This window comes from Devosia sp. BK (assembly GCF_032907385.1).
GTDB lineage: Bacteria > Pseudomonadota > Alphaproteobacteria > Rhizobiales > Devosiaceae > Devosia.
Genome location: NZ_JAIMBX010000004.1, coordinates 86,555 through 106,022, shown reverse-complemented (window position 1 = coordinate 106,022; position 19,468 = coordinate 86,555). Strand labels below are relative to the sequence as shown.

General features: G+C 61.0%; 19 protein-coding genes. 17 read left to right on the top strand and 2 right to left on the bottom strand.

Annotated elements, in window-relative coordinates:
• Positions 1–73: 73 nt before the first annotated feature.
• A complete protein-coding gene (locus DevBK_RS19240; RefSeq protein WP_317186633.1) occupies positions 74–313 on the bottom strand; it encodes a hypothetical protein in 240 nt (79 codons plus the stop codon).
• Between the two features lie 371 nt (positions 314–684).
• Here DevBK_RS19240 and DevBK_RS19235 point away from each other — a divergent pair, with 371 nt between their 5' ends.
• The 7 genes from DevBK_RS19235 to DevBK_RS19205 all read left to right on the top strand — a co-directional run bounded on the left by DevBK_RS19235 (position 685) and on the right by DevBK_RS19205 (position 9,164).
• The gene (locus DevBK_RS19235; RefSeq protein ID WP_317186631.1) at positions 685–1,839 is read left to right on the top strand and encodes a Gfo/Idh/MocA family oxidoreductase; all 1,155 of its coding nucleotides are present in this window, start codon (positions 685–687) and stop codon (positions 1,837–1,839) included.
• 13 nt (positions 1,840–1,852) lie between these two features.
• Positions 1,853–2,740, top strand: a complete 888-nt coding sequence (locus tag DevBK_RS19230; RefSeq protein WP_061911704.1) for a carbohydrate ABC transporter permease — start codon at positions 1,853–1,855, stop codon at positions 2,738–2,740.
• Between the two features lie 86 nt (positions 2,741–2,826).
• Positions 2,827–3,669, top strand: coding sequence for a carbohydrate ABC transporter permease (locus tag DevBK_RS19225; RefSeq protein WP_061911791.1), 843 nt, complete (start codon positions 2,827–2,829; stop codon positions 3,667–3,669).
• Positions 3,670–3,740: 71 nt separating this feature from the next.
• Positions 3,741–4,964, top strand: coding sequence for an ABC transporter substrate-binding protein (locus DevBK_RS19220; RefSeq protein ID WP_061911705.1), 1,224 nt, complete (start codon positions 3,741–3,743; stop codon positions 4,962–4,964).
• A 75-nt stretch (positions 4,965–5,039) separates the two neighbouring features.
• Entirely contained in the window at positions 5,040–6,116 is a 1,077-nt protein-coding gene (locus tag DevBK_RS19215; RefSeq protein WP_317186630.1) for a sn-glycerol-3-phosphate ABC transporter ATP-binding protein UgpC, read from the top strand.
• 28 nt (positions 6,117–6,144) lie between these two features.
• Positions 6,145–7,011: a MurR/RpiR family transcriptional regulator gene (locus DevBK_RS19210; RefSeq protein ID WP_061911707.1), complete on the top strand. Its 867-nt coding sequence runs from the start codon at positions 6,145–6,147 to the stop codon at positions 7,009–7,011.
• Positions 7,012–7,151: 140 nt separating this feature from the next.
• Positions 7,152–9,164: a beta-N-acetylhexosaminidase gene (locus tag DevBK_RS19205; protein ID WP_317186629.1), complete on the top strand. Its 2,013-nt coding sequence runs from the start codon at positions 7,152–7,154 to the stop codon at positions 9,162–9,164.
• A 203-nt stretch (positions 9,165–9,367) separates the two neighbouring features.
• On the opposite strand, the gene DevBK_RS19200 is transcribed toward DevBK_RS19205, so the two are convergent.
• Entirely contained in the window at positions 9,368–10,825 is a 1,458-nt protein-coding gene (locus DevBK_RS19200; RefSeq protein ID WP_317186628.1) for a M81 family metallopeptidase, read from the bottom strand.
• 190 nt (positions 10,826–11,015) lie between these two features.
• Between DevBK_RS19200 and DevBK_RS19195 the strand changes: the two genes are divergently transcribed.
• The 10 genes from DevBK_RS19195 to DevBK_RS19150 all read left to right on the top strand — a co-directional run bounded on the left by DevBK_RS19195 (position 11,016) and on the right by DevBK_RS19150 (position 19,322).
• Positions 11,016–11,399: a RidA family protein gene (locus DevBK_RS19195; RefSeq protein WP_317186627.1), complete on the top strand. Its 384-nt coding sequence runs from the start codon at positions 11,016–11,018 to the stop codon at positions 11,397–11,399.
• A 186-nt stretch (positions 11,400–11,585) separates the two neighbouring features.
• Positions 11,586–12,362, top strand: coding sequence for an SDR family oxidoreductase (locus tag DevBK_RS19190; RefSeq protein ID WP_317186626.1), 777 nt, complete (start codon positions 11,586–11,588; stop codon positions 12,360–12,362).
• Entirely contained in the window at positions 12,359–13,420 is a 1,062-nt protein-coding gene (locus DevBK_RS19185; protein WP_317186625.1) for a D-TA family PLP-dependent enzyme, read from the top strand. Before DevBK_RS19190 ends, DevBK_RS19185 begins: the two co-directional genes overlap by 4 nt.
• Positions 13,421–13,537: 117 nt before the next feature.
• Entirely contained in the window at positions 13,538–13,744 is a 207-nt protein-coding gene (locus DevBK_RS19180; protein ID WP_156351743.1) for a hypothetical protein, read from the top strand.
• Positions 13,745–13,864: 120 nt separating this feature from the next.
• Positions 13,865–14,419: a DNA-3-methyladenine glycosylase gene (locus DevBK_RS19175; protein ID WP_317186624.1), complete on the top strand. Its 555-nt coding sequence runs from the start codon at positions 13,865–13,867 to the stop codon at positions 14,417–14,419.
• Between the two features lie 229 nt (positions 14,420–14,648).
• Complete coding sequence (locus DevBK_RS19170) at positions 14,649–14,963, top strand: plasmid stabilization protein (protein WP_317186623.1); 315 nt, start codon at positions 14,649–14,651, stop codon at positions 14,961–14,963.
• 43 nt (positions 14,964–15,006) lie between these two features.
• On the top strand, positions 15,007–15,858 hold the full coding sequence (locus tag DevBK_RS19165) for an SDR family oxidoreductase (RefSeq protein WP_317186622.1): 852 nt from the start codon (positions 15,007–15,009) through the stop codon (positions 15,856–15,858).
• Positions 15,859–15,915: 57 nt separating this feature from the next.
• Positions 15,916–16,245 carry a hypothetical protein gene (locus tag DevBK_RS19160; RefSeq protein WP_317186621.1) on the top strand — a complete coding sequence of 110 codons (330 nt, stop codon included), beginning with the start codon at positions 15,916–15,918 and terminating at the stop codon, positions 16,243–16,245.
• A gap of 58 nt (positions 16,246–16,303) precedes the next feature.
• Positions 16,304–18,154, top strand: coding sequence for a DNA helicase RecQ (gene recQ, locus DevBK_RS19155; protein WP_317186620.1), 1,851 nt, complete (start codon positions 16,304–16,306; stop codon positions 18,152–18,154).
• Between the two features lie 148 nt (positions 18,155–18,302).
• Entirely contained in the window at positions 18,303–19,322 is a 1,020-nt protein-coding gene (locus tag DevBK_RS19150) for a heparan-alpha-glucosaminide N-acetyltransferase (protein ID WP_317186619.1), read from the top strand.
• The last annotated feature ends 146 nt before the right edge of the window (positions 19,323–19,468 follow it).

Here is a 19,468-nt window from a genome sequence, read left to right as displayed (position 1 = left end):
CGAACTCCCATACGGGCCCGCAGCCTCTGGTGCTGCATCAGAGGCCGGACAGATGGCAGCATCCGACTACGAACTAACCTTCAAAAAACCGCTTGCGTCTTAAGGGGCGTCCACAGATGGGAAAGCTGATGGTCCAGCCGTCGGGATTGTCGTTCCTGTTGCCATTGATGCCCATAAAATCGTCGGCGACGAAATCGTCTTCGACCATGGACCAATCGGCCGCGACATAAGCGGCAATATCGCGTGGGACCAGCATGGTCCAGATGGCCGAGCGGTCGGCGTCGTTGGGAAAAGGGTTATCGGACAGGCTCACTCGGCTTCCCCTGCGCCAGTCACGCCACTATTTAGCGAACGGTTTCCGGCGACTGTATCAGATTTTCAGACATGTCATTCCAAGGGCTAATCCTGAAAGAGGCCACATGGATACCAATTGCATCATGCTGCGATGAAAGCCCGATCTTGTCCACACCCAAAATGCCCGTCTAGCCCCACTAACAGCTTATAAATAAAGCAAAGTGGCGCCAGAAGCGGCAGTGATTTCGGGTGGTTTAAATTGGTATTGTCAGGCGTCCGAATCTATGTTGACATTGTGTCATAGAGCCGCCTAGGCTTGAAAATCGTTTACACAAAATGACAGCGGCCCGAAAAGAGGCTCGCGGTTTATAGGCAGGGAACATCGTCGTCATGCGGGTAGGCATTATCGGCCTCGGCTATCGTCTTGCATATCTGGCGCGCGTCTTTTCCGCGGCGCGCGACGATTTCGAGATCGTTGGCTATGTCGACCCCGCTCCTGCCGGTCTGCCCTATACGCAGGAACATGGCGTTTCCGTCGGCAAGGCCTATGGCTCGCTCGAAGCGCTGATCGACGAAGGCAATCTCGACCTCCTCATGGTGGGTTCGCCCAATCACCTGCATCTCGAGCATATCCGCATCGGGCTCGAGCGCGGCATGAAGATCTTTGCCGAAAAGCCGGTCGTGACCTCGGTCGAAGAAACCATGGCCCTGGCCGAACTTATTGCCCAATATGGTTCGGACAATGTCATGGTCGGCCTCGTGCTGCGCTATGCTCCGCTCTATGTCGATCTGCGCAAGGCGCAGGCCGAAGGCAAGATCGGCGATATCGCCGCCATCGAGGCGTCCGAGACCATTCCGCCCTACCACGGCGCCTTTTTCATGCGCGATTGGCGCCGCTACGCCAAATATGCCGGCGGCTTCATGCTCGAAAAGTGCTGCCACGACCTCGACCTCTACAATGGGGTGATGGGCTGCCGCCCGCATTATGTCTCGAGCTTTGGCGGTCGCCGCAGCTTCGTGCCAAAGAATGCGCCCCAGGGCGCTGGCGCCAATGACCTTGAAGTCTATCACCGCAAGCCATCCGGCTGGGAAAGCACCGAAAACGTCTTTGATAGCGATGGCGATATCATCGATTTTCAGACCGCGATGGTGCAGTACGAAAACGGCGCGGCGCTGACCTTTCACACCAATCTCAACGTGCCCGACGATTTCCGCCGCTTTGCGGTGATCGGCGCCAAGGGCATGGCGGAGGGCGATTTCGTCCGCAATTATTTCAAGGTCACCGATAGCCGCACGTCAGAGCGGCTCGAAGACAAGACCTATCAGGCGAGCGATCTCTCGGCCCATTATGGCGCTGACGAGCAGATGGCCGAAGATATCTTGAAGCACATGATCGAAGGCGCGCCGCTGCCGGTTTCGGTGGTCGATGCACTTGAGGCGGGGCTTCTGGCGCTATCGATGGATGAGGCGATGAAAACGAGGTCCGTCGTCGACATGGCCCCGATCTGGCAGCGCTTCGATGCGGCCTTGGGCCGAGCGAGCTGAGGGAGAAAAGCCGATGACCAGCACCCGTAGCGCAACACTCTTCGCCTTCGCCCTGCTGGCTCCGGCACTCATCTATATCACGGTGATCGTCGCTTATCCGCTTGTGGATACGATCATCCTCTCCTTCACCAATGCCGCGCTGCGTCCGACTTATGATTTCGTCGGCTGGGCCAATTACCAGCGCATCTTTACCGCCGGCAACTTCACCGAGGTCATCATTCGCACCCTGATCTGGACCTTCTTCTCGGTCTCGATCAAGATGATCATCGGCATGTTCGGCGCCGTGCTGCTCAATGCCGCCGTGCCTGGCCAGACTGTGTTCCGCATCCTCACCATGCCGCCCTGGATCGTGCCCATGGCCATCGGCATCTATATGTGGGCCTGGATGTATAACGGCCAGTTCGGCATGATTTCGGGCCTCTTGCAGAATTTTGGGCTGACCAATGGCCCGGTCGCCTTCCTTGCCTATGGCAATACGGCCTTCTGGGCGACGATCATCACCGACGTCTGGATCGGCGTGCCGATGGTCACGATCTATTTCCTTGCTTCCATGCAGTCGATCCCCAAGGATCTGCACGAGGCGGCCTGGACCGATGGCGCAGGCCGCTTTTATCGCTGGCGCCGGATCACCCTGCCGCTGATGCTGCCGGCGATCATCACCATGAGCCTTCTTTCGCTCATCGCCACGTTCAATTCCTTCGACATCATCTACATCCTGACCAATGGCGGTCCGTCTGGCCAGACGACGACGATGATCATCGACACCTACAAGACCGCCATGGGTAGCCGCAAATATGGCGAAGGCGCTGCGCGCGCCGTGGTGATCTGTATCTTCGTGTCGATCTTCTGCCTTGTCTATTTCCGCGCCGTAAGGAAGCTCTCGCAGGGAGAAGCCAAATGAGCGACGTCGCCCGCACCACCGAAATCGCCGCCGTCGATAGTCCCGCTATCGTCAAGCCCAAGGCCCGCCGCCGCACCGCCCGCGCCATGATAGACCGCTATCAGTGGTATGAGGTCGCAGCGATCTATCTCGGTATCGCGGTCTTTTTGTTCTTCGTGCTGGCGCCCTTCATCGAAGGGTTTCTGGTCTCGCTTAAGCCGCTCGCGCAGCTGTTTTCGACGCCCTATAGCTTCATCCCGAAGAATGGCTCGTTCGACGCCTACTTTAACATGTGGACCTCGGTTCCCATGCTGGGCATGCACATCTTCAATTCGTTCTTCATCTCGAGCGTCGTGACGCTGATCGTCGTCGTCATCGTCGTGCCCGCAGCTTACGCCTTTGCCCGGTTCAACTTTGCCGGTGCGGGCATGCTCCTGGGGCTGTTCCTTGCGGTCAACATGTTCTCGGGCGCGGTGCTGCTCATTCCGCTCTTCCGCCTGATGCGTGCCATGGGGCTGCTCAACACCTATTTTGCCATGATCGTACCGGGGGCCGCTTTCCTGATCCCGTCTTCGATCTGGCTTCTGCGCACCTATATGCTGCGCATTCCGCGCGAGCTTGACGAAGCCGCCTGGGTCGATGGTGCAAGCCGGCTCTATACGCTGCGCCGCGTCATCCTGCCGCTTGCCATGCCGGGGATCGTCGTCGTCGCCATCATGACCTTTATCGGGGCCTATGCGCAGCAGTTCATCTTTGCGCTGACCTTCAATTCCAAGACCGAGTTCATGCCGCTGCCGGTCGGCCTTTTTGCCTTCTTCGGCAAGCAGGAAGTGCAGTGGAACGAGCTCATGGCCGCCAGTTTCGTGGGGATTCTGCCGGTCATGATCGTGATCATTTTCCTGCAACGCTATCTCGTGGCAGGCCTGACCGCAGGGGCGGTCAAACAGTAGAATTTCGGGCGGCTCGCAGGGGCCGGACGAGAGGGAAGGCGCCTTCGGGCGTGCAACAAGGGAGACTACAAATGAACAAGACCAAAGGCTTCGTGCTGGCGTCTTTGATTGCCCTGTCGGGCACGACGGGCCTGGCCGGTGTGGCTGTGGCCGAAGATATCAACATCATCCTCTGCGGCGACGTGGTGACCCCGGTCTACACCAAGCTGTTCGAAGAGTGGAACACCAACAATCCCGACTATAAGGTCGTGCCCGAGCTCGTCGGCTGGGGCCAGTGCCAGGACAAGGTGACGACTCTGGCCGTTGCCGGCACCCCGGTCGATATCGCCTATGTTGGTTCGCGCACGCTCAAGCAGTTTGCCCAGAACGACCTTATCGTTCCCGTGCCGATGACGGACGAAGAAAAGGCCGGCTACTACAACTACGTACCCGACACCGTGACCTTCGACGGCACCCAGTGGGGCATCCCGGTCGCCTTCTCGACCAAGGCCTTCTTCTGGAACAAGGACCTCTTCAAGGAAGCCGGTCTTGATCCGGAAACCCCGCCCAAGACCTGGGAAGAAGAGATCGCTTTTGCCAAGCAGATCACCGAAAAGACCGACGCAGCCGGCTTCGGCATGGTCGCAAAAACCTTTGACGGCACCATGCACTGGTTCCTTCATTGGGTTTACACCAACAATGGCCAGGTCATCGATGCCGATGGCAACATCGTCCTCGACTCGCCACAGAACCTGGCTGCCCTGACCGCCTTCAAGGACATCGTTCCTTATTCCGAAGAAGGTCCGACCGCTTACGAACAGAACGAAGTCCGCGCCATCTGGCTCGACGGCGGCCTTGCCATGCTGCACTGCTCGGTGAGCTGCGCCGGCCGTGGCACGGAAGCCGGGATCAACTGGGGCGTTGCCCCGCTCCCGACCGGTCCTGACGCACAGGGTCCAGGCACGCTCCTGATCACCGACTCGCTCGCCGTGTTCAAGGGCACCGGCCAGGAAGACAAGGTCATCGAATTCGGCAAGTTCCTGACCTCGCCGGAAAACCAGCTCGCCTACGAACTGTCCGAAGGTGGCCTGACCCCGCTCCGTCCGTCTGCTGAAGTCGACAAGCTCGTCGCCGACAATCCGTACTGGAAGCCGTTCATCGACGGCATCGAGTTCGGTGGCCCAGAGCCGCTGCTGACCGACTATATCGGCTTCCAGAACGTCATGATCGAAATGGTCCAGTCCGTCGTCACCGGTGCTGCTGAACCCGCCGCTGCCCTGACCAAGGCCGCCGGCGAAATCGAACAGTACAAGTAAGCCAAACCAAGTGCCGCCGCCCGGTTCGGGCGGCGGTTCCCTGACCCAGAACTCGTGCCGGAGCCGCGCAAAAAAATGTCGCAACTGAGCCTCAAGCGCCTCGAAAAGAGCTTCAATGATTCCCGCATCATCAAGGGGATCGACCTTGAGGTGGCCGAAGGCGAATTCGTCGTTTTCGTCGGCCCATCGGGCTGCGGCAAGTCAACTTTGCTGCGCATGATCGCGGGCCTCGAAGACGTGACCGAAGGCCAGATCGAGATCAGCGGCAAGGTCGTCAACGATCTGCCGCCTGTTCAGCGCGGCATCGCCATGGTCTTCCAGTCCTATGCGCTTTATCCGCATATGACCGTTTATGAAAACATCGCCTTTCCCCTGCGCGTCGAAAAACTGCCGCAGGACGAAGTCGATCTCCGCGTCAGCGCTGCCGCCAAGGTGTTGCAGCTTGAGCCGCGCCTAAAGCATCGCCCCGGCCAATTGTCCGGCGGCCAGCGCCAACGCGTCGCCATCGGCCGCGCCATCGTGCGCCAGCCCAAGATTTTCCTTTTCGACGAACCGCTGTCCAACCTCGATGCCGCGCTTCGCTCGGAAATGCGCATCGAACTGATGGAGCTGCACAAGCGGCTCGGTTCGACCATGATCTATGTGACCCACGACCAGATCGAAGCCATGACCATGGCCGACAAGATCGTGGTGCTTAATGCCGGCGAAATCAGCCAGGTCGGCTCACCGCTCGACCTCTACCACAAGCCGGACAATCTCTTCGTCGCTGGCTTTATCGGCTCGCCCAAGATGAACTTCATCAATGGCAAGGTGCGCAGCGCCGATGGCTCGACTGTCACCGTCGATCTCGGCAAGCTCGGCGTTTTGAGCCTGCCGCGCACGAGTACTGCGGTTGCGGGCCAGGACGTCACCGTTGGCATCCGTCCCGAGCACATGCAGCTTGGTTCGGGCGAGTTTACGATCCAGACGACACCCAATATCGTCGAGCACCTCGGCATTCACACGATCAGCTATTCGACGCTGCCGGGCGGGGAAAACTTCATCGGGCTCTTTGAGGGCAATCCGACCATCGAGGACGGCAAGGCGCTCGACATGAGCTTTGCCATTGCCGATGCCCATCTCTTCGATAGCCGGGGGCTCGCCGTCTATTAGCCGCGTCATGCTGTCCGGGGGAGGGGCCATGCTTGATATCGTTGGCCTTTTGCAGACCGAGAAAAATGGGTTCACCCGGTCCGAGCGCGCCCTGACCGACATCGTGCTCGCCGATGTCGACAGTGTTCTCAAGATGAGCATTGTCGACCTTGCGGCGCAGGCCGAGGTGTCGCCGCCGACGGTGACCCGTTTCTGTCGCCGGCTTGGCTGCGGCAGTTATGCCGATTTCAAGGTGCGGCTGGCCCAATCGCGCTTTGTCGGCCAGCGCTATTTCGCACCGGCAGCCGGACCGACCAATGTGCATGAGATCGCGCAGGGCGTCGTCAACGGCATCCAGTCGATCATCTACGAAACCTTCGAGCAGCTTGATTTCAATGCCGTGGAGCGGGCGGCAGAGAGCATCGCCAAGTCGAGCTTTGTGCTGTCCTTCGGCTCGGGCGGCGCCTCCTCGATGATGGCGGGCGAGATCGAGACGCGGCTTTTCCGGCTCGGGCTAAAAGTCGCCTCGACCGATGATCACCAATTGCAATTGATGCGGGTGGCGGCAGCGCCGGCCGGGACCGTCATCATTGCCTTTTCGCTCTCGGGCAATAATGCGCAACTCGCCAAGACGCTGACAGTGGCAGGCGAATATGGGCTGACGCGCGTAGTTGCTACGCGATCGGGATCGCTGGTTTCGGCGCAGTCCGACATTCTCCTGCCGGTCAATTGGCACGAGAACGCCGATATCCTGCGGCCAACGCCGGGCCGCTATGCCTTCCTCGCGACGGTCGATGTGCTGGCCCAGACCATTGCGACCCGCCTCGGCCCTTCGGCCATCGCCAGCATGCGCCGCATAAAGCACCAGCTCGTCGTCAATCGCGACGGCGACGACGGGCAGCCGCTGGGGGATTAGGGCGGCATCGAGGGGCCAGATGCTCCCCGGCGTCATTCCCGCGAAAGCGGGAATCCGCTCTCGCTTCAGCAGGGATTCCCGCTTCCGCGGGAATGACGTTGCTGGAGCCAAGATATTGAAAGATACTAGGAAATAAAAATATGACCACACAATTTTCGCTCGTCACCACCTGGACCCCTGCCTCCGACAGCGAGGCGTTGGGCTATGGCATCGAGTTGACCAATATCGGCGATGAGCCGGTCGGCAATTTTCAGCTGGGGTTTTCGGGACCGGCGCGGGTCGATCCGCATGCGACGCTGGAAAATGGCAAGCTTTTGAAGCGTCTGTCCAACCACACGCTGATCGCGCCGCCCGATGGTTTCGTGCTCGAACCCGGCGCGACCTGGACGGCGACGGCGCAGGGCCTTTCCTATGGCCTAAGGCATTGGAGCGATGGCGCAAATTCGGCCTATGTGGTGCTGGAGAACGGTCAGGTCGTGACCATTCCGACCCAGCCGACCAAGGGCAAGGGACACAATGCGCCACTCTTGAAGGGCGCGGCCAAATTCCCGGTGCCGGCCAAGGCGCCGGTGGCTCATTCGATCATCCCCTGGCCCAAATCGGTCGCAACGACTGGCTCGCGCATCGCGCCGGTCGGCTTTGATCTGAAGCCACAGGGCGAGGCGGCGAACCGCGCGGCGGCGGCCTTTACCGGGCTCGTGCATGATCTCTTCCCGGTGGAAGCGCTGGTGCGGCCGGCCTCGGAAGCCGGCATGCCGGTGACGATCGCCGAAAAGCCGGGCATGGGTTCGGAGGCCTATGAACTCGCATTTAGCGAGAACAGTGTCAGCCTCACAGCGACGACGCGGCAGGGGCTGTTTTATGGCCTCGTAACGCTTGGGCATATGCTGCGCGGCGCAAGGCTCTATCCGCACACGTTCAGCTTCCCGACGGGCGGCACGATCAGCGACGAGCCGGGCTTTGCCTTCCGCGGCAGCCATCTCGACGTGGCGCGGCAGTTCTATACTGGAGCTGAGGTCAGCCAGCTCATCAAGATCATGGCGTGGAACAAGATGAACAAGTTCCACTGGCACCTGACCGAGGACGAGGCCTGGCGCATCGAGATCGACGCCTATCCCGCACTGACCGAAGTTGCCGCCTGGCGTGGTCACGGCAAGGCCTTGCCGCCGTTGCTCGGGTCTGGTCCGCAGCCGACCGGTGGCTTCTATTCCAAGGCCGTCATCCGGCAGGTCGTGGCGCTGGCCGATAGTCTTGGCATCGCCGTGATCCCCGAAGTCGATATGCCCGGCCACTTTTATGCGGCGCTGCAGGCCCTCCCTGAATTGCGCGACCCGGACGAGACCGGCGAATACCAATCGGTCCAGGGCTTTCCGAACAACAGTCTAAATCCGGCGCATGAGCCCGTGTATAAGTTCGTCGAAACGGTGATCGACGAGGTGTTGGACCTGTTCCCGGCGGGCATTTTCCACCTCGGCGCCGACGAAGTACCGCTCGCGGCCTGGTCGGGTTCGCCGCTGGCGCTCGACATGCTCGAGAAGATGGCTGGCCCCGCCATGCGCGAAAAACATGCCAAGCAATTCAACCAGTTGGGCAACCATCACGGCGCCGACGAGATCGAAGGCTCGCCGACGGCGATCCTCCAGGCCGAGTTCATCAAGCGGGTGCATGCCTATATTTCGTCCAAGGGCGCTGTGACCGGCGGCTGGGAAGAAGCGGCGCATGGCGATGCGGTGGACAAGGCAAAATCCTATGTCATCGGCTGGCGCAATTTGGAGATCAACGCGGCGCTGGCCGAGCGCGGTTTTGACATCGTCGTGTCGCCCGGCCAGCGCTACTACCTTGATATGGCCAACGGAATTTCCTGGGCCGAGCCGGGTGCCGGTTGGGCCGGGTGGTCGGGCCCGCAAGAGACTTACGAATTCGAGGCGCGCGAAGGGTTTTCGGAGGAGGGCTTGAAGCATCTCCTTGGGATCCAGAGCTGCATCTGGAGCGAGTCGATGACGGATCGCGCGATCTTCGATCGCCTTGTATTTCCAAGGCTTTCGGCGGTGGCCGAGGCGGGATGGACGCTGCCCGAGCGCAAGAGCTGGGAGCGGTTCAAGGCACTCGTGGGGCTGATGCCGATCATGTATGGGCATTGGTCCGCGGAGTGAAAATAGCCTGAAATGACAAGGGCCGCCGTTGGGAAACGGCGGCCTTTTTGTTAGCATTCCGTTAGCGTTGAGGGGCAGGGAAGACGGAGTTGGTTAGACTTCCGTCATCCGCCGGCTGTCATCCCCGCGCAGGCGGGGAGCCCACTTGAGATTTCAGGATGGGCCCCGGCCTTCGCCGGGGTGACAATCGAGATTGGGACACATCACCCCCACGGATTCTCCACCATAGGCCAGATGGTTTTGGGGGCTTTGCGATAGTCGGTTTCGGCGGGGCGGTTGGGGTAGGGTTTGCCGGCGGAGCAGTAGATGATCTCGGAGGCGATTTTCGAGAACGAGTCGTAGAAGTGGTTCGTCGACTTGATGAGAAGGATCTTTCGCGACGTGGGGTCGATGCCGAGGGCTGAGTAGAGGCTGGGATCAAAACTCTGGGCGCGGGTCGAGTTGAGGATGACATCGATGCCGTCGAAGTGGATCCAGGCGGCGTCGCCGAAGGGGGCGAAACTTTCGCCGAACCGCATCTGGGCGTCGCGGACGAGTTTTCTTACTGTGACGCGCTTGTCGATGGGCTGGCCGGTATGGGGCGCTGATTTGGCGCCGAAGCGGAGCTGGATTTCGGCGCCTTCACCGGCGGCAAAACAGATCTGGACGGCGATCGGGTCCCAGATGGTGCCGACCGCGGCGTCGGTTGCGTTCTGACGGATGAGTTCGGCGAGGAGGACGGTGGCATCGCCCGCCGTGCCGCCGCCGGGATTGTCCCAGACATCGGCGATGACGACCGGGCCCTTGGGCGCGGCGAGGGCGGCGGTGACGGCGGTTTGCTCATCGACCTGGGCGACCATGAAGGTGCCGCGCATGGCAAAGAGTTCGCGGCCGAGGGTTTCGGCGAGTGCTGCACCTTTGGCGGGGGCATTGTTGGTGACGGCCAAAAGTTTGGTGCCCATTTCGGGCACGTCGCCGGCCATGAAGCCGTGGACGACCGAAAGAGACAATAGATCGGGCTCGGATTTTTCGAGTGTAAGCAGCTTGTCGACAAAGCCGCGCATGGGCTGCTTGGAGGTCGGGAAGACGTCGATCATCCGGCAATCGAAGATCGACATCACCGGCTTGATTTCGCCCTTGAGGGTGCGGACGGCGATGTCCCAGAGGTCGCGGGCGCGATCGACGAAGTCGGTATGCGGGAATTCCTTGAAGTAGACGAAAAAGTCTGCGGCCGCCGCGCGCTTGGCGGTGAGATGGCTATGGGGGTCGAGCTCGGCGCAGACCAGCACATCGGGACAGACAATGGCGCGGACGCGGGAGAGAAGATCGCCTTCGCAATCATCATAGCCCTGGGCGACCATGGCGCCGTGAAGGCCGAGGACGACGGCGTCCACGGGTATGGCGGCCTGGAGTTGGCCAAGGATGGCGTCGCGCATGTCTTCATAGGTCTGGCGCGCGACGAGGCCGGCGGGGTCGGCCCAGGAGGCGCTGCCTTCGATGAGGGTCCAGCCTTCGCGAGCACATACCTCGCGGCCGACGGTGATCGGAGCGGTGCAAAGGGTCGGGGTCGCCGGATGTTCGCCGGGGCCGGCATGAAGCGAGGCTTCGAAGGCCCTGATGTCGACGGCGATGGGGGAGAACGTATTGGTCTCGGTGGCGAGGGCCGCGGTGAAGACGCGCACGACAGATTTCCGAAGGCTGGGGACGTGAGGGCGCGAGTGTTCGCGCTGACCGAGCCTAGCACGGTGTTTTCAGTGCTTCACGTAAGAAATTTACATTTTTGCTGCCGAAGTCAGGCGTTTTCAGCTTCAAAGGACCAAAAAATTGGACGAAAAGAGAAACTGAGTTTCATTTTCCTGGAAGGATGCCGCCATGCCGATCAAGCGTTATGGGACTGAAAAGTCCGGTGCCGGTGGCCAGAACCTCCCCTTTGCCCGCGCCGTGGAAGCCGGCGGCTGGCTCTATGTTTCGGGGCAGGTGGCAATGAAGGACGGCGAGATCGTTCGGGGTGGGATCGTCGACGAGACGCACCTGACTATCCAGAACGTGCTCGCGATTTTGAAAGAGGCCGATTACGGGCTCGAGCATGTGGTGCGCGTCGGGGTGTGGCTCGATGATCCCCGGGATTTCTGGAGCTTTAATGGCGTTTATAAGAGCTATTTTGGCGAGCATCCGCCGGCCCGAGCCTGCGTGCAGAGCCGGATGATGGTGGATTGCAAGGTTGAGATAGATTTGGTGGCGTATAAGGGGCCGTGAGGGCTCGCATTCGCTCTCACGTGTGGCCCCCTCACCCGTCTCGCGCTGTGCGCGATCCACCCTCTCCCCGAGAGGGAGAGGAATAAGAGGTGGCCGCCACTCTGTTCTTCTCCCACTCGGGGAGAAGGTGGCGCGTAGCGCCGGATGAGGGGGCGTCATGCCGGCCCCAAATGTATGAGGAATAAGATGACCCAATCCCCCTTCCGCTTCGACGGGAAGACCGTGCTCATTACCGGCGCTGGTGGCGGTATTGGGCGGTCGCTGGTGGCGGTGTTTCGTGAGGCGGGGGCCGAAGTCGTCGGGGCCGATCGTGAGGCTGGCCTGCTTGATGGCTTGCCAATCGTGCGACAAGTGCTTTTCGACCAAGCCGATATGGCGGCGACGCGTGCGGCGATCTCTGCCGATATCGCGGCGCATGGGGTCTATGATGCCGTGGTCGCCAATGTCGGTTTTACCCGCGCTGAGCATCTGGGGATGGTCGATGATGCGGTGTGGGCCGCAGAGCTCAATATCAATCTCAATGGCGCCTATGCGCTGACCGATCCGATCATTGCCGCCATGGCGGAGCGGGGGCTAGGGGCGCTGGTCTTTATCTCTTCGGTCAATGCCATCGCCCATTTTGGCAATCCGGCCTATTCGGCGGCCAAGGCGGGGCTGGTGGCCTATGCCAAGGCGATTGCGGTGGAGCGCGGGGACGAGGGGGTACGGGCCAATGTGGTGGCGCCGGGTTCGGTGCGAACGCCGGCCTGGGATCATCGATTGGCGGCTGATCCGAGCCTGCTCGATAATGTGTTGCCGCATTATCCGCTGGGGCGGATGGTCTGCCCTGTGGAAGTGGCGCATGCGGCGCTGTTTTTGTGTTCCGATGCGGCGTCGGGCATAACCGGCACGGTATTGCCGGTCGATGCCGGGCTGACGGCGGGCAATCTGAGATTTGTGGACGAGGTCTTGAGGGGCAAATGAGCACTATTTCTGAACTAGAAACCCCGGTGGTGCTGGTCGATCTCGACAAGGCCGAAGCCAACCTCAGGAAGGCGCAGGATGCGGCGGATAGAGCGGGGATAAAACTCCGGCCGCATATCAAGACCCACAAGCTGCCGCGCTTTGCCAAGCGCCAGGTGGAATTGGGCGCGGTGGGGATCACGGTGCAGAAGCTGGGCGAAGCCGAGGTTATGGCAGATGCCGGGCTCGACGATCTGCTGCTGACCTTCAATATTGTCGGGGCGAAGAAGCGCGACAGGCTGAAATCGCTGCATGAGCGGGTGACCATTCGCGTCGTGGCCGACAGCACCGAGACGGTGATGGGGCTGGCCGAGACTTTTGGCGATCAAAACCGTCCGCTTGGGGTTTTCGTCGAATGCGATACCGGTATGGGCCGATGCGGCGTGCAATCGCCAGAGGCGGCGCTGTCGCTGGCGCGGCAGATCGCGGTTTTGCCGGGGCTCCAATTTGCGGGGTTGATGACCTATCCGGCGGCGAAGAAATATCGCGAGGCGGCGGATTGGCTGGCCGAGGCCAAGGCGCTGTTCGACAGCGCGGGCATGCCGCTGCCCGAGATCACGACCGGCGGGACGCCCGATATCTGGCACATGGAAGAGGCCGGGGTGGCGACCGAATATCGGCCGGGCACCTATATCTATATGGATCGCAGCCAGGTGGCGGCGGGGGCGGCCAGCTATGACGAGTGCGCGCTGACGGTGCTGGCGACTGTGGTGTCGCGGCCGGCCGAGGGGCGGGCGATTATCGATGCTGGCTCGAAGACGCTGACCAGCGATCTCTTGGGGTTGGAGGGGCATGGATATGTGCTCGATTTCCCCGAGGCGACGATTGTTGGCCTCAGCGAAGAGCATGGCACGGTCGATGTTTCCGCTTGCGCGGTGAAGCCGAAAATCGGCGACACGATCCGCATCGTGCCCAATCATTGCTGCCCGGTGAGCAATCTGTTCGACACGGTGACGCTCGTGCGCGGCGAGGAAGTCGTTGAAACCGTGCATGTTGCAGCGCGCGGTCGCGTCGATTGAGAGGATTTCACGCAAACTTCTGACGTCAAAAGAAAAAATTCTATGTGTAGGAATTATGACGTTGACGCTTAAGGTCTTTTTAACCATGCTGGTCCGATCCAATCCGGGGGGATTGCAATGTCTTGGATCAGGCTGCCATTGGGTCGCGGGACCCTGCGCATCAAGCCTAAGCGGCAGATGCGATCATTCGAAGTCGAGGGCGTCGTGCCCACACTCAATCTTGGCTTCTGCGTCATCTCCTGGTGGAGCAACGCGGCCCAGGAACGCTATATCGGCGGCAAGCCGCTGGTTATCCGGCAGCACGGGCAGCCAAAGGCGTTCTAAACCGGGCGGGTGCGGTTCGGACGGGCTGACCCTTTTACGCGAGCGCGCGTGCGCGGGCGTGCTCGTGGCTGGTCGCAGGCTGAATGGGCGTGGCGCTAGGCCTGCCCACGCGGTGCGCGCTTGAGCGTTTCGAGGGACTTTTTCGATCGGCCAGTGCTTGAGGTCGCGCCGGAACTGATTGGCATGGTGCTGCTGGTCGATGGCGTCGGCGGGCGGATCGTCGAGGTGGAAGCCTATGATGAAGCCGATCCGGCGTCGCATAGTTTCCGCGGGCCGACGCCGCGCAACGCAGCGATGTTCGGGCCGCCGGGCCATGCCTATGTCTACAAAATCTATGGCATCCACTACTGTCTCAACTTCGTTTGCCGGCCGGGCAGTGCCATCCTCATTCGGGCGTTAGAGCCGAATGTCGGGCTCGATATGATGCACGAGCGGCGGGGCGGGGTGGTTGAGAAACAGCTTTGCTCTGGGCCGGGGAAATTGGCGGCGGCTTTGGCGGTGGATCTCAAGCAAAATGGCTTACCGCTCGATGAAGCGCCGTTTGCGCTTTTGCCGGCGGAGGCGGTGAGCGAAGTGGTCACGGGGCCGCGGATCGGCATCACCAAGGGTGTCGAGACGCCGTGGCGGTTTGTCGAGCGCAACTCGCGCTATCTCAGCAAGCCGATGAAGCCTTGAGCTTTTTGCAGGCCGAAAAATCCAGCTGATTAACCTCTGACGCTCTCGGCAACTGCACCGGGGGCATGCCGTTGCCTTCTCGAAGGGAAAGCGCGCGTCAACCGGACGCGGTGGCATGAGGAACGGGCTTGGTTTTTCCGGTTTCCCTGCCCGGCCAACGAATAGGCAGCCGAGCCTCTATCCCACCCGCGCGATCCCTTCATCCCCATTTCCGTCGCAGGAGGCGACCATGCCGCAGGGCGATAAATCCGCCTATACCGATAAGCAGAAGCGCAAGGCCGAGCATATCGAAGAGGGTTATGAGAAAAAGGGCGTGAGCCACGAGGAAGTCGAGCGCCGCGCCTGGGCCAGCGTCAACAAGGACGATGGCGGCGGCAAGAAATCCGGCTCCGGCCGCGGCAAGGACACTGGCCATCCCGCTGCGCATAAAGGCGGCGAAAAGGGTGGCAAGGCATCGGCGAACCGCTCGGCGGCCGATCGGTCAGCTTCGGCGAAGAAGGCTGCCGCGACGCGCAAGCGGAATGCCGAGCAGCACGCCCACTAGTCTTATCGCATCGCGTTTGCCGACCTGCACCCAAGGAACAAAAATGTACGAAGCCATCAACCCGCCGCAGACGCAGGATCATCAGCCTGGGCGCGAGACGGAGATGCATCCACGGCCGCAATATATGCCGAAATTTCCCGGCAATGGGCGGCTCAAGGATAAGGTCGCCATCATCACCGGCGGCGATAGCGGCATCGGGCGGGCTTGCGCGGTGCTGTTTGCGCGCGAGGGGGCGCAGGTGGCGCTGGTCTATCTCGAGGAAACCGAGGACGCCAAGATTACGGCCGACGCCGTCACGGCCGAGGGCAAGGAAGCGCTGCTGCTGCGCGGCGATGTCGGCGACAAGAGTTTTTGCGAAACGGTCGTTGGCAAGGTTATCGAGGAATTCGGCCAGATCGATGTGGTGATCAACAATGCGGCCGAGCAGCATCCGCAGGAGGAGATCACCGATATCTCCGAAGAGCAGTTGCAAAAGACCTTTCGCACCAATCTCTATGGCTATTTTTACATGACGCAGGCGGCGATGCCTTACCTCAAGAACGGCGCGTCGATCGTTAACACGACATCGGTCACGGCCTATCGTGGGTCGCCCGAACTGCTCGACTATTCCTCGACCAAGGGCGCCATCGTCGCCTTTACGCGCTCGCTGTCGGGAAGCCTTGCGGATAAGAATATCCGCGTCAATGCAGTGGCGCCCGGGCCAATCTGGACGCCGCTGATCCCCGCGACATTTACGGCGGAAAAGGTCGCTGAATTTGGCGCGAGCCAGCCGCTCAAACGCCCAGGCCAGCCCAATGAGGTGGCGACGTGCCATCTGTTTTTGGCGTGTGACGAAAGCTCCTACCTGACGGGGCAGGTGCTGCACCCCAATGGCGGCGAGATCGTCGGCGGCTAAAGCTTGCTTGTTTTCCCGCGCGCGTGTCAATTTCCGCGGCAAAGCGGGAGGGGCCATATGGCGCGGGAGATTTTGGTGCGGCTGGGCGGGCTGGCGATCGTCTTGATCGGCTTTGCCTGTCTCTATTTCTTTCTGCTCGTGCCGCTGCAGCAGGTGCAGGCGGGTGTGCCGGAAGTGCATTACGAGCTCAAAGTCTTTGCGCTGGTGCCGCTCTGCTTTGTGTTCGGCGCCATTTTTCTCGTTTTTGGCGATGGCTTTGACTATCGCACGCCTGACCACCAGAACCTGACAGCCAAGGGCTGGATTGCCTTTGCCGTCGTCGCGGTTTTGACCGGGCTGGGCTGGTGGTGGTTCGACAGCCAGTTTGCCGCTCTCGGCTATGTGTAGGGGATAGCGGAGCGCGATGCTCTTGCGGCTCACCCCGCGCTCATGATTCAAGGAACCTGTGCAAGCGCTCGATTCCTATGATCTGTTTTCGCCCCACCGAACCGAGCGGCTGACCCCGCTCGATGTTCTGCGCGAAATATTCGGACACAAGCAGTTTCGCGGCCAGCAGGCCAAGGTGATCGACCAGATCGTCGGCGGTGGCGATGCGGTCGTGCTGTTCCCGACCGGCGCGGGCAAGAGCATGTGTTTCCAGATCCCCGCCATTTGCCGTCCGGGGGTCGGGATTGTCGTTTCCCCGCTGATTGCCCTGATGCGCGATCAGGTCGAGGCGCTCAAGCAGGCGGGCGTCGCGGCGGCGGCGCTCAATTCTTCGCTGTCGCCTGAGGAAGCGAGTACGGTGCGGCGTCAATTGCGCGCGGGGGAACTCGATCTTCTCTATGTGGCGCCGGAGCGCGTGGCGACGCCGGGCTTTGCCAATATGCTGTCTGGCGTCGAGATCGCGCTCTTTGCCATCGACGAAGCCCATTGCGTGAGCCAGTGGGGGCATGATTTCAGGCCAGAATATCGCGAGCTGATCCATCTCGTTGAGCTCTTTCCCGGCGTGCCGCGCATTGCGCTGACGGCGACGGCAGATCCGACGACGCGCGAAGACATTATCGAGCGCCTGGGCCTCGAACAGGCCGAGGTTTTCACGACCTCCTTCGACCGGCCTAACATTTCCTATTCCATCGTCGAGCGGGACAAGGCGCGCGAGCAATTGCTCGATTTTCTGGCCGGCCATAAGGGCGAGAGCGGCATCGTTTATTGCCTCAGCCGCGCCAAGGTCGAGGACATTGCCGATTATCTCAGCGGCAAGGGCATTCGAGCACTGCCCTATCATGCGGGCATGCCGGCCGAGATGCGGAGCGCCAATCAGGACGCTTTCCTCAAGGAGGAGGGGCTGTGTCTTGTCGCAACGGTCGCCTTCGGCATGGGGATCGACAAGCCGGATGTGCGCTATGTCGCGCATATGGATCTGCCGTCTTCCATTGAAGCCTATTATCAGGAAACCGGCCGCGCCGGGCGCGACGGGCAGCCGTCCGATGCCTGGATGAGCTATGGCATGGCCGATGTGGTGCAGCGGCGGCGCATGATCGAGGAGGGCAATGCGCCCGACGAGATCAAGCGGGTCGAGCATGGCAAGCTCAATGCGCTGCTTGGGGTTTGCGAAACCGCGGAATGCCGGCGCAAGGCCATCCTCAACCATTTTGGCGAGGCGCATGACGGCAATTGCGGCAATTGCGATACCTGTCGCTCGCCGGTCGAAAGCTGGGACGGCACGGAGGCAGCCATCAAGGCGCTGGCGGCGATCTATCGCACCGGGCAGCGGTTTGGCGCGGCACATTTGATCGATGTTCTGGTCGGCAAGGAAACCGAGAAGGTCCAGCGCTTTGGTCATCAGAACCAACCCGTCTTCGGGCAGGGGCGTGAGCTCGATGCGAAAGCCTGGCAATCGGTGCTCAGGCAATTGACGGCCATGGGTCTGATTGTCGTCGACCACGCCAATCATGGCGCGCTGACGCTGGGCGAAGGCGCGCGGGCGGTGTTCAAGCACGAGCGCAGCGTTACGCTGCGCAAGGACCGGCCGAAAAAGGCCGTCGAAGTGCGGCGCCAGCTCAGCAAATCGGTGGAAGTGCCCGATTATGCCAAGGGGCTGTTCGAGGCGCTGCGGGCCGAGCGGCTTAAGATTGCCAAGAGTCAGGGCGTGCCGCCCTATGTGATCTTTCATGATGCGACGCTCAAAGCCATGGCGATGGCGAGGCCGACGCACCCGCATGGTATGCTGAACCTGCCTGGGGTTGGGCAGGGGAAGCTCGATCGCTATGGCGATGCGTTTTTGGCGGTTGTGGTGGGGTATTCTGGGGATTGAGGGCAAGTTTGAAGGCCCCCTCACCCGAACTGCCTTGCAGTTCGACCTCTCCCCCAGAGGGAGAGGTGTCGCTCCGCGACTTTGGCAAGAACCACCTCTCCCTCTGGGGGAGAGGTCGGCCCAAAGGGCCGGGTGAGGGGGCCTTACTATGTCTGCTGAACTGAAGGTCAAAAAACCACGCCTCCCCGTCATCGACATCGCGCGGGGCGTGGCCATTTTGTTCATGGCTTTTTACCACCTCTGCTGGGACCTTTGGTATTTCGGGTTTATCGGCGCCGATGTGGGGTTCGATCCTCGTTGGGTGTTTTTTGCCCGCTCGATCCTCGCGAGTTTTCTGTTTCTCGTCGGTGTCGGCCTCGTGCTTGGGCATGGGAATGGCATTCGCTGGAAGAGTTTTTGGCGGCGCTGGCTGTTCGTGGCGCTCGGGGCGCTGGCGATTACGCTTGGGACCTATTTCACCTTCCCAGATGCCTTCGTTTATTTCGGCGTGCTGCATGCCATTGCGCTTTTCATGCTGATGGGGCTGCCCTTCCTCTTCGTGCCGATCTGGGCGGTGGGGGGTGTGGCGCTCTTGTTCATCGTGCCGCATTTTGTCTTTGCCGATCCGCTTTTTAACGAGAAGATTTTTTCCTGGCTTGGCTTCTGGGTGACGCCGCCGGTGACGAACGATCTCGTGCCGGTGTTTCCCTGGTTCGGGGCGGTGCTGGTCGGGATTTTGGCAACGCGGCTCGCCAAGGCGCGGGTTTTGCCCAAACTGTCTGAGGTGCAGCCGCAGGGGAAAGTGGCGCGGGCCTTGGGCTGGTTGGGACGCTGGAGCTTGCCGTTTTACCTGATCCATCAGCCGGTGCTGCTCGCAGCGATCGTGCCGCTTTCCATGCTGCTTGGCACGCAGGATGCGCTGCGCGAGGCGGATTTTCTAAAAACCTGCCAGGCGACGTGCGAGACGGGCGGGACGAGTGCCAAGATGTGCACGACCTATTGCCAGTGCGGCATGGAGGGTCTCACGCGTGATAATCTGTGGGACCCGGTCTATTCCGGCGTGCTGACGGCCGATGAGCAGGCCAAGCTCGACGAGAATAATCGCCAGTGTTCGGCGGTGATTTATCCGGAATTGCTGGATTCTGCGCCTGGACACGGTGCAACTGTCGATGCGCCTCCCGCGCCTTGAGGAAGCCGGACAGCCTATTCCACAATCTCGGCGTCATTCCCGCGAAAGCGGGAATCTCATTGATCCGAAGAAGAGATCCCCGCTTTCGCGGGGATGACGCGGTGTATGGGACGGTCTTCTCAGCCGAGCAATCGAGGTTCCTAGGG